The following is a 14,356-nucleotide window of genomic DNA, read 5'->3' as shown; positions in this document are numbered from 1 at the left end:
TTCTTTAGTTAGAAAAACCGAAATGATTTTTAGTTTCGGTTTTTCATATTTTACAAGTGTTTTTGAGGAGGGGGATTAATGAAATTGCAAGTAGGCGCAAAAATCACCTTTGAACGAACTTTTACGAAAGAGGATGTTGCGTTATTTACAGAAGTATCGAAAGATGAAGGTGTTCATCATGTTAAACCAGATGAGCAGGGAAGATTTGTTGTACAAGGGCTGTTAACATCAACATTGCCTACAAAAATTGGCGGTGATTATAACGTACTAGCTCGCAAAATGGATTTTGAATTTTTACGTCCTGTTTTTAGCGGTGATACGATTCGTTGTGACGTAACTATTGAACAATTTGAGCCTGATGAAAAAAATCGTACAAAAATTATTGCGACGTTTATATGTAGGAATCAACTTGAAAAGGAAGTTATGAAGGGGAATTTTTCGGGGATTATTCTTTAATTAGTAAGAAAAGAAATGAATAGGTGGGGGCATGATGTCTCTAGGGCGTAGATTTTTAATTCCCCCATGAAGAAAATTTTATGCATTGCTGAATACTGATAATATACTCTGTTCATTTTTAACTTGAATAAACTCGTCAACAAAAAGGACATTCCTAGTATTACAAGAAATGTCCTTTCCACTAAATTATAAGGTATTTTGCTGAAATTCAAACTCTAAAATTAGTTTACTAGTTTGACCTGTAAACTGATAATTATAGGATCCTCTCAGGTTTTCTAAGTTACCGGTAGCTTTAATAATTGTTCCTGGGGAATCTAAATTTCCTTTATCAAATATTCCTTGCTCTAGAGCTGTAAATGTCCCTTGTTGCCCCTTATAAATCCCTTCAAAGTGTAAAAATCCAGAAATTTTAGCAGTAGCTAAGTGACCATCATTTATATTTGAGTCTAAATAATATAATAAGTATTCAACAAAAGCCTTTCCTTTTAATTCCCCATCAATATCATATTCGACATGAGCAATATTAATAGGGAAATCTTTTTTATTATCATCGATTGGTTTTTCATCCCACTTACTTACTGTAAATGTTACTTCCATACACGTAATCTCCCTCCAATTATATACTTTAAAAAGTACCAATTCACAGACATATCTCATAGGAGTGTTTTTATTCATTCCACGCCACTGTCCAAAATAGAGAAAGATCCATTTTCACAATTAATTTCTGCCATTGCACCGTAAGGTAAAATAAACTTCGGTTCAGTATGGCCAAAATTTAAATTATAAAGAATCGGCAAATCTTCTAAGTTATGTTCCTTCATAACCTGTAATATTTCCTGTTTATATTCTTCATAGTATTGTTCATCTTTCGGTTTACCAAAAATGATTCCTTTTGCTTTTTGCAGAATACCTTGTGCTGCATAATTTCGTAACCAATATTTTATATAACTTGGTTCTGGATGATCTTCAGAAGTTTCAAAGAAGAGAATACTATTCTCCCAATGTTTTTTCTCAGGCCAAAGTTCCGTTCCTTTTGCAAATTCCAATACTTCAATACAACCACCAATTAAGCGCCCCTGTACAGTGGTAGAGCCTTGAAGTAGCTCATATCCATTGTTTTGCTGCATCGTACGTCTTGTATCCTTATTTATTTCAATCCATTCTAAATGCTCACTTGTCCATTCATGAGCTGGTTGAATCTCTCCAATCGTTTCATTTGAAAAGAGAGTACGATTTACCATTTCAATTGTATATGGATCCATCTCTACATTTTCGGCAAAGTCGGTCAAAATTGCTGGACCGTATAAAGAGGAAAGCCCTGCTTTATGGCAAAATAAATGTGAAATAGTAACGTCAGAGTACCCCATAAAAATTTTCGGGTTTTCGCGTATCACATTAAAATCTATATAGGGAAGTAACCGGATGCTATCTTCACCGCCAATATTCGCGATAATTGCTTTCACGCGTGTATCTTTAAATGCTGTCATTATATCTTCCGCACGATCCTCTGGATTGTTATAAAGGTATTCGCTACCTTTTAAGCTATTTGGCATTGGGATAACCGTAAGACTAAAAACTTCTTCTAATCTTTTTACTCCTTGTTCATATCGCCATCTTATTTCAGAATCACCTGCACCGCCCCATGAAGGACTTACTGTTGCTACGATATCTCCTGGCTGTAATCTCTTTGGCTTTATTAACATATGAATCCCGCTCCTATATAATTTAATGAACTACGGTTATACAAACCGTAGAGTTGAAGAACATTGTACATGACATTAGTTTCTCCGCCTTCAATAAGTTCACCTGCTGTAATTTGAGAATTTAGTATTAGTGCTGAATATAGGAATAATCTACAAATATTTTTTGCTAAAATTTATATTTGAAAATCACAGTATGCATCATTGCATGAGGAAAACGGTTGTTATTTTTATAACCTGTAACTATAATGATTACAGGTTGGTCGATACCAATCAAAAAAATAAAATCATCATGAATGGAGATGTTACATATGGGTATGAAAAAAATAATTTTAGCAGGTGCTTTAGGGATCGCAGCATTATCAGGAACAAATGTACCAGGATTAGAACTAACAAAAGCGAGTGCAGCTTCTATTGAATCGAATTTCTCGACGTTAGAAGGACGAGTAGTAGAAGTAGATAACGGTGTGATTGTTGTAAAATCTAAGCAATATGAGGAACCTGTTAGTGTGTATATTGATTCACTTTCAAACGTGAAAGTAGGAGATGAAGTAAAAGCTACTGGATCTATGATGCGTAATTTTACAGAATACATGGTTGCAACTGCAGTTGAAAATACAACAAACAAGTTAGGTATGCACATGAAAGAAGATGGCTCACCTAATTATGTAATTGGAGAAGTATCAAAAGTAGGAACGATGGAAGATGAGGGAGACGGTGCTACTAAATATGTTGTAGTTGAGTATCCATCGCTAAATGGGAAGAAAGATATTATTGATGTTTTCTTAACAAAGGGACAAGTATTTAATGTGGGTGAGAAAGTGAAAATTGATATGAAGTATGTAGGGTGGGGCGGAAGTTCTATTAACTGGAACACAGTTGACCATATTGAAAAAGTTCATGAAGCAAAGACGAACGCTGAAAATAATGATGATGTATGGATTTGGTCTTAATAAGGCGAGTATAAGTCGTTATTTGCAATTTTCTCCAAACAATACATGTAAAAACTAAATGTATCATGCAGTACCCATCAAATTATTATGTGTATAACAATTTGATGGGTACTTTTTGTTTTGTGTTTTTTTGAGAATAACGGATTTCCAATAAGAATATGATGTTAACACTAGAGCGAAGGTGAAAAAATACAATATTGAAAGAGGTGTTTAAGGGTGGAACAAGATGAGGTTTATTTACGAGCTAAAAAAAGGGTAGAGAATTTAAAAGCTTTTTACATTCATTTAACGGTTTATATACTAGTGAACTTAATGCTTTTTATTATAAATATCAGTTCTGATTCAAGTAAATTATGGTTTTTATATCCACTTGCAGGCTGGGGGATAGGTATCGTTATACACGGTTTGACAACTTTTCCAGTTGGGATATTCGGGAAAGAGTGGGAAGAACGAAAGATTAAAGAATATATGGAGAAAGATAAGTGAATTTATTTCTGAAACGTATGAATATAAAATCCCATATGAATTTCTATGATCACACACTTGATGCGAAGTCTATTCTATAGCTTCGCTTATTTGCTTTGTATTTGAAGTTTGTGCGAGTGAGAGTGTTTATATTCATTTTTAGGCTGAATTGCATGTGAAATCAAAACTTTAGTTGTAGTACATAATAAATACAGTTATTTTACTTTCTTAATTACAAGTGGATATAGGATAAAGTTGATTTATCATCCTATATTAAAATAAAAATAAACCACTGTTCGATTTGAATATTCCACGATATAATGGTGAGAGTTTATGACAGAATAAATATTTACATAAGAAGTGAGGTACTGTATGAAAAAAAGAACGACAGACATTATTTTTATTATTATCGGTGCATTTCTTTTTGCATTAGGTGTCAATTTGTTTGTTATCCCGAATGAGTTTGGTGAGGGCGGGGTAACAGGTATCACGATTATTACGTACTATTTATTTGAATGGTCACCGGGTTTAGTTAACTTAATTTTAAATGCAATTTTGTTAATAGCCGGTTATAAATTTTTAAATAAGATCACAACAATTTATACGATTATCGCTGTAGTTACGAACTCACTATTTCTTCATTTAACAGAAGGTTGGACGATCGCTTCGGATGAAATGCTCGTAAATGCCATTTTCGGAGGTATATTTATTGGATGCGGGATTGGTCTTATTATTCGCGTTGGCGGAACAACTGCAGGTACTACCATCTTAGCAAGGATGACACATAAATATTTAGGATGGAGCGTTAGCTACGGTCTACTGTTCTTCGATTTAATCGTTGCGTTTTCATCGTATTTCATCATTGGTGCAGAAAAACTGATGATAACAATTATTATGTTATATGTAGCAACGAAAGTGATGGAGTTTGTAATTGAAGGTTTAAATCCGAAGAAAGCCATTACGATTATTTCTGATAATCCGAATGAAATAGCCGGGAAGGTAACTACCTTAATGGGCAGAGGGGTTACTGTGTACTCAGGTCATGGCTATTACACGAAAACTCCGAAGGAAATTCTTTATGTTGTTATTAATAAGCAAGAAGTAGTGAAGCTAAAACGGATTGTTCAAACTACAGATCCGGCTGCGTTCATCGCTATACACGATGTTCGTGATGTGTTTGGAGAAGGATTTGTTGATATTTCGAAGGCTTAGAAATTATTTTTGATTAAAATAATCTTAATACTAAAACGTGAGAATCTATTTTGAATAATCTTTTTTCAAAATAGATTCTTTTCTAATGGATCTATATTTATAATTAACCCCCATGCACTTTAAGCTCAATCTTTTACGTTCTAAAGAAAACTGCCGATAAAGCGCTCCAGTCTGTTCTTTAATTTTGAAATGTGAGAGTTGAATTACAATGGATTATATGTGATTGTTTAATCTACTCCCCATGAGTTTTGCCATTTGTTTCGCATCTGGATTTCCTTCATCGTACAATTTATCAATAATATTACTGTAATCTCTCTCATTCCGATTTTGACTTAATTTATATGCAGCCTGGATGTCTCCTACTTTAATTTTAAACCCAACTATCCCTTTCAGTTCATTTTCTAAGAGAGTGGGGGAAAGTTTATCCCATAATATTGGATTTTCACGATGTTCTTCATATTTTTTCAACATTGTTGTTAATTCATCTATTAATTCCTCTTTATCTAAAATACTTGCTTTACCATATATATGGACAGCTTGATAATTCCATGTTGGAACTTCTTCATGTTCATACCAAGAAGAAGAGATGTAAGAGTGTGGTCCTTGAAATATTACAAGAACATCTTCACAAGTTTCAAATGTTCTCCACTGAGGATTCCCATAAGCCATATGTCCAGTAATAAAATAGTCATCACCTTGTTTAGTTAATCCAAAGGGCAAATGAGTTGCGATTGGTTTCTCTTTTTTAGTTGTGACGATTGTTCCAAAAGAGTTTTTTTGAACAAAATCCCAAATTTCATCAACATTTGTGACTTTAAAATACTTTGGAATATACATAATAGCCCACCTTTCAAAAAAAGTTATATGAGTGTTTTAATCATTATAAGGTCAACTTGTTCGTCATCGCCCATATAAAAGGAATGAGAGCCAGCTTGTACAAAACCTAATTTCTTATAAAAAGCAATAGCATTTTCATTTTTCTCCCATACGCCTAGCCAAATATTCTTTTTATTATGTTCTATTGCAATTTCAATAGCATTATTTAGTAGATATTTACCAAGACCATGTTTTTGAAAGGAGCTCTTTATATAAATTCTCTCTACTTCAAGTGATTCATTTCCCATTTCTTCAGACTGAGCATCATCAATATTGACCTTTAAATATCCAGCAATTTCATCGTTAAAGTAGACAAAAAAGAATTGAGAAGAGATATTGGATAATTCTTTTTCTAATTGTTTTAAGTTAAATGCCTTTTCCAAATAGTGATTCATACTTTCGGGTGAATTCTGATGTTTAAAAGTCTCATTAAATGTTTCATAACTAATATCTTGAAGTCTGTGTATATCTTCAAGGGTGCACTTTTCTATATGTGTAGTCATTTGAATAGTTCGCTCCTTTATATAATCAATAATTTCTCTTATTTCCCTTTTTTACAAATTCCCAATCTTTTTCTATATTTTTTCTTACTCTTTGAAGAAGATTAGAAATAGTTTCCGCTTCTGTTTCCGAAAATCCCTCTAATGCAACAGCATTTGAATAATCGTTTTCTCTTTTAATAAAAGGATAGACATTTTTCCCTTTTTCTGTTGGGAAAAGTTTTTTGATTTTCTTGTTAGATTCATCTTCTTTCTTTTCGATAAATCCATTGATTTCAAGCTTTTTGATAGCACGGGCTGCGGTTGTACGATCTACTTTTATCATTTCAGATAGCTTTTCTTGAATGATTCCTGGGTTTTCACATATTCGCACAAGGTACAAATACTGACCTTTTGTAAGCTCATATTCCTTAAATTCTATATTACTAATAGAATCTAATGCTCTTGCAATCATGCCAATTTCACGAAGAATTTCTTTCATAATGAACTCCTTATCTTTTATTTTTATTGCAAATGCAACAATTTGAAGTTACATTTAATATAAAATATTTTTATTGTAAATGCAACAAAAATGACGATGAAGAGGTTGATTAAAATGAAGTATGTTTTTTATGTATTAGGAATTTTAATATTAACCCTTGGTATTTCTGTCACAATACAATCAGATTTTGGCACTTCACCTTTTGATGCACTTTTAGTAGGACTTTCTTTAAATGTGGGGCTTACTGTGGGAAGCTGGGAAATAGTAATAGCTTTATTATTAATATGTTGTAATTCGAAATTAAAAAGACAAAGACCAGAGGTACTAGGGTTGTTAACAGCATTCATAACGGGTATTGGTATTGATGTGTGGCTATTTTTATTACGCGATTTAATTACACCTGAAATATGGTACAGTAAAATGATTTATTTTGGAATCGGATTAGTTATTACAGGATTAGGAACTGCAATATATTTACAAACAAATTTTGCTCCCATTCCAATTGACCGATTAACTTTAATCATACAAGAATTAACTAGAACGAATATTTTTATAGCACGAACATTTATTTACCTTATATTCTTAATAATGGCAACGATTTTACATGGACCAATTGGTGTTGGAACTATATTAACTGTTTGTTTAGGTGGGTTATTACTGAATTTCTTTATGCCACTTACTAAAAAAGTAATAGATCACTTATTCGTACACCAGAGTACGTCATCAAGTTATAAGAAAAATAAAGCAGCTGACCATAATGATAACAAAAGTATCTTCTAAGGAATCCTTTTCTTTAAATTACTTATGCATTTGAAGACTGACTGTTTTTGAAACCTTCTTCAATCCACCAAGAACTTATAAATTCTGTTTTTCTTTTTCTTGCAAAAAATCTAATTGTTTCTTAATGTAAAGGTGTAGAAGGATGAACGAGAGAGGGTTTAATGAAGATGATACATATTTTATTAGCTGATGACGATAAACATATTAGAGAGTTGTTGCATTATCATTTACAAAAAGAGGGATTTCAAGTTTTTGAGGCGGAAGATGGAAAGGTAGCGCAAGACGTATTAGAGAAGGAAAATATTCATCTTGCGATCGTAGACATTATGATGCCATTTGTTGATGGCTATACGTTATGTGAAGAAATACGGAAGTATCATGATATTCCTGTTATTTTATTAACTGCGAAAGACCAGTTAGTGGATAAAGAAAAAGGCTTCATTTCTGGTACAGACGATTATATTGTGAAACCATTTGAACCAGCTGAAGTGATTTTCCGTATGAAAGCTTTATTACGTCGTTATCAAATGCTGAGTGCAGATATTATTACGTTGCACGGAACGACAATTGATCGAAAAGGTGTGGAAGTAAAGTGTAACGGTCAAACAATTTTGCTTCCTTTAAAGGAATTTGAGCTATTATCACAACTTGCTAGTTATCCTGGAAGAACATTTTCAAGAGAAGAGCTAATTGAATTAGTATGGGGAATGGATTTTGAAGGGGACGAACGAACGGTTGACGTTCATGTGAAGCGGCTGAGAGATCGTTTCTCAAAACGAACGGATGATTTTCAAATTACGACAGTGCGCGGCCTTGGGTATAAGTTGGAGTTGAAATAAGATGAAATCACTATATTCTAGATTTGTATTTATGACGGTCGGCATTATGCTACTTAGTAGTATTATCGGCTTTTTATTAACGAACGTATATTATCAAGTGAAGTTAAAACCGTATAACAGTGAAAAAATTTTAAAGTATGCTGAAGAAGTTAAATCGTTATATGAAAAGCAAAGTGAAGAAAATCAAGAGGCGTACTTACATTCTATCGCAAAGTTAGGGTATGAAATTTATATTGTCGATGATCAAAAGAATGGAAAGCGTATTGGCAATGCGTTTCGTAAGACGTCTATTAGCGATGCTACTGTTCATAAAGTATTGCAAGGAGAAACGTTTAATGGTGTTTCCACCTATCCAACTCGTCTCTTTATTACAGGGTTTTTCGATAATGAATTAATTAATAGCGTCGGTGTACCAGTGCAACACGGTGATAAACAGTACGCTTTATTTATTCGTCCTGACATTCAGAACCAATTTGGCGAAATGCGAATTTTCTTAGCGGTATTACTTGGGTTTATCGTACTATTAAGTATTATTTTTATAGCGATTGCAGCAGGTTATATCGTTCGCCCAATCCGTAAATTTACGAAGGCTACGCAAAAAATTGCGAGTGGGGAATATAAAATTGAATTAGACGTAAAACGAAAAGATGAAATAGGAACGTTATCTACAAGCTTTCAAAAGATGACGAAAAGTATTAAAGAACTAGATGAAATGAGACAAGAATTCGTTTCAAATGTTTCGCATGAATTTCAATCACCGCTTTCTTCCATACAAGGTTTTTCGAAGACATTGCAAACAGAAAAGATGAGCGTGGAAGAAAGAAACCATTACTTACAAATTATTGAGGGCGAAAGTAAGCGAATGTCTAGTTTATGTAAACAGTTACTTACGCTTGCTTCATTAGATAAGGAGGAAAAGGTTTTACAAATAAAAGACTTTTCCTTACAAAAACAAATTAAAGACGTCATTTTTATGCTTGAATGGAAATGGCGGGAAAAAGATATCGCCGTTGAATTTGATGTGCCGGACATTACAATTCAAGGTGATGAAAACTTACTTCATCAAGTATGGAGTAACATTTTCACGAATAGCATTAAGTTTTCAAACGATGGTGGAACGATTGAGTTTTTCGTGGAAGAGTTAGAGTCTAGCGTTATAATTTCTATATCAGACAACGGAATCGGTATGGAAAAAGAAGAAATGGATCGTATTTTTGACCGTTTTTACAAAGTAGATACAGCAAGGGCAAGAAACGTAGAAGGTAGCGGTTTAGGATTATCAATCGTGCAGAAGATTGTTGAACTGCATAAAGGGACCGTTTCGGTATATAGCACGAAAGGGGAAGGGACGACTGTTCGGGTGGAGCTTCCTAAATAGATAGAAGAGGCTGTTTGGGAACAGCCTCTTCTTTTTTTGTCGCTAGTATACGTGTAAAATGAAAAAATATGAGTCATTTTAATTGCATAATCGGATGAGTTTATGGAGTGGGATTAGGAGGAAGTTTATTTAAAAATGTAGAATCTCTACAGAGTTAGAGGGAGTGTATTAAAACTTGAACTGTGTAGGGAGGAAATTACTTTGAAACGAATTGACTTGTTATTAAACGTACTAGATTCAACATTCGACAAAGAGAGTTGGTATGCACCGTTTAAACATGCTATAGAAGGACTTACAGCTGAACAGGCTATGTGGAAACCAGCTGGAGAGACAACGAATACCATTTGGGAGAATGTTAATCATCTCACTTATTACAAAGAAAGACTTGCTGCAAACTTGGAAGGACGTGAATGGACACATAATCTTGACGGTAATGACACCTTTTATCTTACTAAGCAATCTAATAATGATACGGAATGGAAGGAAGTCGTTGAACGCTCTGAAAATGCTCAGCGTAATTTAAGACAGGTATTAAGTGCAATTTCTGAAAGAGAGCTTGAACAAAATTCACTTGAAGGTAAATTACTGGACATCATGCTTCATGATGCTTATCATACAGGCCAAATTATTCAATTAAGGAAAATGCAGGGGGCATGGCCATCAAAGCGTTAACAGAACCTTTTAGTTGGTGCTATTGTTGAATAAATTTTAGATATTCAAACGACTTTATTGTTATATTTTTAGTGAAGTATTTTACATCCAAAATGAAATAACTATATTTTTAACCCCGTCCCCAATTTAGAACGGGGTTATGTTTGGTTGCTATAAAGCCGCACCTTTCCCGCGTTCTTCCTTAAACCGAAGCCCAAAAGTATCCGCTGTAATTTCATCAGCTTTTGGAAAAGCCCGTAATTTCGGATGAAGTAGCCATACGAGGGAAATGAATAAAATCCCAATGCTAGCAAGCGCGAAAATGAGTTGGCTACTATATACATTCGCAGTGTATCCGCCAATTAAAGAGCCGAGTGGCATAGCAATTGTGCCCATGCTTCGTGTGACTGAATTGATACGCCCAAGATATTGGTTTGGAATTACAATTTGACCAATAGTCGCAAATAATATGTTGGTCGCACCAATTGGTATCCAAGCTAAGCCGAATAAAAAAATGGATAGCCATTGAAACGGTACAACCGTTGAGAGAAACCAAAAGAAAGCGCCAGTCGCAAAGCTAATAATGGAGACACGGCCAACATTATGTTTACCAACCCATGAACTGAATAGTGCTCCAATTAAACAACCGGCGGATATAGCGGCTAAAAAGAAACCATATAATTTTACACCGCCTAAAGAATCAGCGAAAGAAGGGAGTATTGCCATCGTCATACCGATTGAAAAATTAGCGACAACGGAACCAATTAAGAAGACGCCCATTAAGGAACGAAATACGATTGAAAACCCTTCTTTTAAATCAGTAAAATATTGTTTAGTTGAAAGTGTTGTGTCTGCTTCAGTTTGTTTTGGCATTTTTAATGAAAAGAACAAAAGGGCAGTAATCGCGAATGTAAAGGAGTCGATTACATATAAAGTAATGGCGCCAAATAGTGCTACTAATATTCCAGAAAGAGTCGTACAAATTAAATCAATGCCTTGATATGCAAATGAGAAGAGTGAATTTCCTTTTAATAATTGTGTTTTATGCAGTAGAAGTGGTAAAGCTTTTGATTGTGCGGGATAGGCGAATTGTTCGATAAAGGCTACGATGGGCATGATGATGAGTAGTAGTTGGATTGTTAGTAGGTCGAAGTAGTGTGTAATAGGAATGATTAAAATAAGAATGCATTGCAAAACTTGTGTGATGACGAGGGTGTTTTTTATTGACCATCTATCAACGAATGGACCAGTAAGAAATTGTAATGCAGAAGGTAATAACGTAAGGGAACCAGCCAATCCAGAATAAAAAGGATTACCACTTAATTTGTATACGAGCCACATCGCGGCTACATAATACAAACTATCTCCTATGTTTGTAAAAATTCTCCCTAAAAATAATAAGAGGAAATTCCGGTTTTTTAATATGTCCACTTTATCTACTCCTTTATAATAAATTTATTCGGTAAAATAAATTTGACCGTTTATGTAAAAAAAATCGTATTACGATTTTTCTTCTTTTTTAATAAATTGCTGCATTGTTCTCTCAGCGATTTGAAGTGCAGTAGTAGAAATATAATAAGGTTTACTATTCGGATCTTTATCTGCATCTTTTGTGATTTCGTTTAATTCAGCCATTAATTCATAAAACTTTTTTACCCACACTTGAAATTGTTCTGGCGTAGCATCAAATTCCCAGCAGGATGAAACGTAATTCCACTTAGCTGGATCTTCACTTGCATTTCGTAATGTAAAAGCTTCTTCTGGTGCAGCGAGAATTTGGCTTTTCGTTCTTTCTATCATTTGTAAAAAGATTTGGCGACCTGATTCGCTTAATATTTCTAAATGAGGTAATAGATCTGCAGCAGGGGTGAAGCCTTTCGCGACAGATTGATAAAACTTTTGAATAATCCCATTCTTTTCTTCTGTATAAACGATCTCTATAAGACCATTCTTTTCTAATTCTTTTAAATGATAATGAATTTTCGCCCTTGAAATGCCGAATTTCTCAGAGAGTAATTGTCCAGTATAAGGACGTTCGCATAGACGTATCATCATTTCGGCACGTAGTGGATCGCTTAATGCTTTTAGTTGGCTATAAGTAGTTAGTGTTAATACGGGCTTCAACATGATCAACTCCTTGAATTAAATTACTCGGTCAATATTATTTGACTGAATTGTATCAAGGATTCTATTTATTTTCAATACTTTCAGAAAATTTATTTTTTTACTCTGTAATCTTCTGTTCATATTCCGTTCATATTTCTTTTTTATGATTAGTGCATAGAAAGAAAGAGGAAGGAGCGAGCGAAATGTTTTTAGCTCTGCGTGAATTGAAACAATCAAAATTAAGATACGGATTAATCGGACTCATTATGGTGTTACTATCATTTTTAGTCCTTGTTATTTCAGGATTAGCAAATGGATTATCATATGATAATGCTTCATCGATTCAAAATATGGAGGCAAATAAGTTCGTTTTAGCAGATGATGCGGAAAATAAATTACTTCGTTCACAAATTAAGAAAGACGATGTAGATAACGTAGTAAATCAAGTGGGCGAGAAAGAGGCAGTTCCATTTCGGGTGAAAGTTTCAACGTATGAAAAGAAAGATAGTTCGAAAAAGGTTGATATCGCTATTTTCTCAAGTGAACGCGATACATTTTTAGAACCGAACATTGTAAAAGGTGAGAAGTTAGGTACAGCAAACAACGAAATGGTTGCTGATGAATCAATTAAAGAAAAAGGAATCGATATTGGGGATACAATTATCGATCCTGTTTCAAAGAAAGAATTTAAAATCGTCGGATTTACGAAAGATCAAATGTTTAGCCATACACCAGTCGTTTATGTAAATGAAGACGTATGGGGCGCTATTTCACAACCAAACCAAAAAGATTATAGTGCAATCGCACTTAACACAGATAAAGAAATTAAAAATGCTCACGTTATCGATAAAAAAGAAGTACTGCAAAGTATTCCAGGATTTAAAGAAGAGCAAGGAACGTTAACGATGATTATTGCGTTCTTACTTGTAATCGCTGCATTACTAATTGGTGTATTCTTCTACGTCATTACACTGCAAAAAACACAGCAACTAGGTGTATTAAAAGCAATTGGTACGAAGAACTCGTATTTAGCAAATAGCTTAGTCGTACAGGCGTTATTCTTATCAGTCGTTGCGATGGTAATTAGTATCGTTCTTGTACAAGGGTTAGAACAAATTTTACCAGCGGGTATGCCGTTCTTATTAACAACACCGATGATTGCACAATACGCAGCAATCTTTATCGTAATTAGTATTTTAGGAACACTTATTTCGTTATACCAAGTATTAAAAGTTGATGCATTAGAAGCAATTGGAGGCGGGATGTAATGACTTCATTATTAAAATTAGACAAAGTAAGTAAAGTGTACGGAGAAGGAAATACGGAAGTAACAGCCCTTCATCCGATGTCGCTTGATGTGAAAGCTGGAGAATTTATCGGAATCGTTGGTCCTTCTGGATCAGGGAAAAGTACATTATTATCAATCGCGGGTGCTTTATTATCACCGTCAAAAGGAGATATTTACATTCGTGAGCAAAATATTACACAGTTATCGGAAAAGGAAATGACAGACATTCGTTTGAAAAAAATCGGTTTCATCTTCCAGTTTGCAAACCTTGTTCCATATTTAAATGTGAAAGAACAATTGCTTTATATTGCAAAGCTAAAAAAGGAAAGTAAACAAGAATCCGAAAAGCGTGCAGATCATTTATTAGCGGCATTTGGATTAGGAGAAAGAAAAAATCATTATCCAAATCAACTATCTGGTGGGGAAAAACAAAGGGTAGCAATCGCTCGTGCGTTCATGAACAATCCGGATTTAATATTAGCGGATGAGCCAACGGCAAGCTTAGACTCAAAACGTGCGCGTGAAGTTGTAGAAATGATGAAACGTGAAGTGAAAGAGAGCCAAAAAGCAGCAATTATGATTACACATGATGAAAGAATGCTTGATGTATGTGATCGTATATTGACGCTGAGAGATGGACAGTTAATATAAAGAAAAAGGCCAACCGTACA

The 14,356-nt window shown here is 34.1% G+C and carries 17 protein-coding genes; 10 read left to right on the top strand and 7 right to left on the bottom strand.

Annotated features, from left to right (window positions below):
- Window positions 1-78 precede the first annotated feature (78 nt).
- Window positions 79-456, top strand: coding sequence for a MaoC family dehydratase (locus QCI81_RS03210; RefSeq protein WP_071731907.1), 378 nt, complete (start codon window positions 79-81; stop codon window positions 454-456).
- 186 nt (window positions 457-642) lie between these two features.
- Here QCI81_RS03210 and QCI81_RS03205 read toward each other — a convergent pair whose 3' ends face one another.
- Window positions 643-1,053, bottom strand: coding sequence for a DUF3224 domain-containing protein (locus tag QCI81_RS03205; protein WP_000454093.1), 411 nt, complete (start codon window positions 1,051-1,053; stop codon window positions 643-645).
- A gap of 74 nt (window positions 1,054-1,127) precedes the next feature.
- Complete coding sequence (locus QCI81_RS03200; protein ID WP_071731908.1) at window positions 1,128-2,159, bottom strand: S66 family peptidase; 1,032 nt, start codon at window positions 2,157-2,159, stop codon at window positions 1,128-1,130.
- Window positions 2,160-2,467: 308 nt separating this feature from the next.
- Here QCI81_RS03200 and QCI81_RS03195 point away from each other — a divergent pair, with 308 nt between their 5' ends.
- The 3 genes from QCI81_RS03195 to QCI81_RS03185 all read left to right on the top strand — a co-directional run bounded on the left by QCI81_RS03195 (window position 2,468) and on the right by QCI81_RS03185 (window position 4,786).
- Window positions 2,468-3,109: an ATP F0F1 synthase subunit alpha gene (locus QCI81_RS03195; protein WP_071731909.1), complete on the top strand. Its 642-nt coding sequence runs from the start codon at window positions 2,468-2,470 to the stop codon at window positions 3,107-3,109.
- Between the two features lie 216 nt (window positions 3,110-3,325).
- Window positions 3,326-3,595, top strand: a complete 270-nt coding sequence (locus QCI81_RS03190) for a 2TM domain-containing protein (RefSeq protein ID WP_000434263.1) — start codon at window positions 3,326-3,328, stop codon at window positions 3,593-3,595.
- A gap of 351 nt (window positions 3,596-3,946) precedes the next feature.
- The gene (locus QCI81_RS03185; RefSeq protein WP_071731910.1) at window positions 3,947-4,786 is read left to right on the top strand and encodes a YitT family protein; all 840 of its coding nucleotides are present in this window, start codon (window positions 3,947-3,949) and stop codon (window positions 4,784-4,786) included.
- A gap of 213 nt (window positions 4,787-4,999) precedes the next feature.
- Here the strand turns inward: QCI81_RS03185 and paiB are convergent, their stop codons facing one another.
- From paiB to QCI81_RS03170, 3 genes are read right to left on the bottom strand one after another with little or no spacing between them, the layout of a single operon-like run.
- Window positions 5,000-5,623 carry a protease synthase/sporulation negative transcriptional regulator PaiB gene (gene paiB, locus QCI81_RS03180; protein WP_053563996.1) on the bottom strand — a complete coding sequence of 208 codons (624 nt, stop codon included), beginning with the start codon at window positions 5,621-5,623 and terminating at the stop codon, window positions 5,000-5,002.
- 23 nt (window positions 5,624-5,646) lie between these two features.
- The gene (gene paiA / locus QCI81_RS03175) at window positions 5,647-6,165 is read right to left on the bottom strand and encodes a spermidine/spermine N(1)-acetyltransferase (protein WP_000207056.1); all 519 of its coding nucleotides are present in this window, start codon (window positions 6,163-6,165) and stop codon (window positions 5,647-5,649) included.
- A 25-nt stretch (window positions 6,166-6,190) separates the two neighbouring features.
- Window positions 6,191-6,643, bottom strand: coding sequence for a MarR family winged helix-turn-helix transcriptional regulator (locus QCI81_RS03170; RefSeq protein WP_053563997.1), 453 nt, complete (start codon window positions 6,641-6,643; stop codon window positions 6,191-6,193).
- Window positions 6,644-6,757: 114 nt separating this feature from the next.
- On the opposite strand from QCI81_RS03170, the gene QCI81_RS03165 reads away from it, so the two are divergent.
- The 4 genes from QCI81_RS03165 (at window position 6,758) to QCI81_RS03150 (ending at window position 10,312) form a co-directional block, all read left to right on the top strand.
- A complete protein-coding gene (locus QCI81_RS03165; protein ID WP_053563998.1) occupies window positions 6,758-7,423 on the top strand; it encodes a YczE/YyaS/YitT family protein in 666 nt (221 codons plus the stop codon).
- Window positions 7,424-7,584: 161 nt separating this feature from the next.
- The gene (locus QCI81_RS03160) at window positions 7,585-8,262 is read left to right on the top strand and encodes a response regulator transcription factor (protein WP_000781973.1); all 678 of its coding nucleotides are present in this window, start codon (window positions 7,585-7,587) and stop codon (window positions 8,260-8,262) included.
- A gap of 1 nt (window position 8,263) precedes the next feature.
- Window positions 8,264-9,640, top strand: a complete 1,377-nt coding sequence (locus QCI81_RS03155; protein WP_071731911.1) for a sensor histidine kinase — start codon at window positions 8,264-8,266, stop codon at window positions 9,638-9,640.
- Window positions 9,641-9,841: 201 nt separating this feature from the next.
- Window positions 9,842-10,312, top strand: a complete 471-nt coding sequence (locus QCI81_RS03150) for a DinB family protein (protein ID WP_000821001.1) — start codon at window positions 9,842-9,844, stop codon at window positions 10,310-10,312.
- A gap of 150 nt (window positions 10,313-10,462) precedes the next feature.
- Here QCI81_RS03150 and QCI81_RS03145 read toward each other — a convergent pair whose 3' ends face one another.
- The gene (locus QCI81_RS03145; protein WP_071731912.1) at window positions 10,463-11,722 is read right to left on the bottom strand and encodes an MFS transporter; all 1,260 of its coding nucleotides are present in this window, start codon (window positions 11,720-11,722) and stop codon (window positions 10,463-10,465) included.
- 69 nt (window positions 11,723-11,791) lie between these two features.
- On the bottom strand, window positions 11,792-12,415 hold the full coding sequence (locus QCI81_RS03140) for an ArsR/SmtB family transcription factor (RefSeq protein ID WP_071731952.1): 624 nt from the start codon (window positions 12,413-12,415) through the stop codon (window positions 11,792-11,794).
- Window positions 12,416-12,600: 185 nt separating this feature from the next.
- Here QCI81_RS03140 and QCI81_RS03135 point away from each other — a divergent pair, with 185 nt between their 5' ends.
- Both QCI81_RS03135 and QCI81_RS03130 read left to right on the top strand, forming a co-directional pair.
- Window positions 12,601-13,665 (top strand): ABC transporter permease, encoded by a 1,065-nt coding sequence (locus tag QCI81_RS03135; protein ID WP_071731913.1) that lies wholly within the window; start codon window positions 12,601-12,603, stop codon window positions 13,663-13,665.
- Window positions 13,665-14,336: an ABC transporter ATP-binding protein gene (locus QCI81_RS03130; protein WP_000202612.1), complete on the top strand. Its 672-nt coding sequence runs from the start codon at window positions 13,665-13,667 to the stop codon at window positions 14,334-14,336. The genes QCI81_RS03135 and QCI81_RS03130 overlap by 1 nt, the downstream gene beginning before the upstream one ends.
- Window positions 14,337-14,356 lie beyond the last annotated feature (20 nt).

Source organism: Bacillus cereus group sp. MG20 (assembly GCF_040459885.1).
In the GTDB taxonomy this organism is placed as follows: domain Bacteria; phylum Bacillota; class Bacilli; order Bacillales; family Bacillaceae_G; genus Bacillus_A; species Bacillus_A cereus.
This window is presented reverse-complemented; position numbering and strand designations above follow the sequence as displayed.

Excerpts from the sequence above, each read along its gene's own strand:
- QCI81_RS03160 (WP_000781973.1), top strand. The coding sequence starts at position 7,585 with ATGAAGATGATACATATTTTATTAGCTGATGACGATAAACATATTAGA.
- QCI81_RS03195 (WP_071731909.1), top strand. The coding sequence starts at position 2,468 with ATGGGTATGAAAAAAATAATTTTAGCAGGTGCTTTAGGGATCGCAGCA.
- QCI81_RS03135 (WP_071731913.1), top strand. The coding sequence starts at position 12,601 with ATGTTTTTAGCTCTGCGTGAATTGAAACAATCAAAATTAAGATACGGA.
- QCI81_RS03165 (WP_053563998.1), top strand. The coding sequence starts at position 6,758 with ATGAAGTATGTTTTTTATGTATTAGGAATTTTAATATTAACCCTTGGT.
- paiA (WP_000207056.1), bottom strand. The coding sequence starts at position 6,165 with ATGACTACACATATAGAAAAGTGCACCCTTGAAGATATACACAGACTT.
- QCI81_RS03200 (WP_071731908.1), bottom strand. The coding sequence starts at position 2,159 with ATGTTAATAAAGCCAAAGAGATTACAGCCAGGAGATATCGTAGCAACA.
- QCI81_RS03155 (WP_071731911.1), top strand. The coding sequence starts at position 8,264 with ATGAAATCACTATATTCTAGATTTGTATTTATGACGGTCGGCATTATG.
- QCI81_RS03185 (WP_071731910.1), top strand. The coding sequence starts at position 3,947 with ATGAAAAAAAGAACGACAGACATTATTTTTATTATTATCGGTGCATTT.
- paiB (WP_053563996.1), bottom strand. The coding sequence starts at position 5,623 with ATGTATATTCCAAAGTATTTTAAAGTCACAAATGTTGATGAAATTTGG.
- QCI81_RS03130 (WP_000202612.1), top strand. The coding sequence starts at position 13,665 with ATGACTTCATTATTAAAATTAGACAAAGTAAGTAAAGTGTACGGAGAA.
- QCI81_RS03210 (WP_071731907.1), top strand. The coding sequence starts at position 79 with ATGAAATTGCAAGTAGGCGCAAAAATCACCTTTGAACGAACTTTTACG.
- QCI81_RS03205 (WP_000454093.1), bottom strand. The coding sequence starts at position 1,053 with ATGGAAGTAACATTTACAGTAAGTAAGTGGGATGAAAAACCAATCGAT.
- QCI81_RS03170 (WP_053563997.1), bottom strand. The coding sequence starts at position 6,643 with ATGAAAGAAATTCTTCGTGAAATTGGCATGATTGCAAGAGCATTAGAT.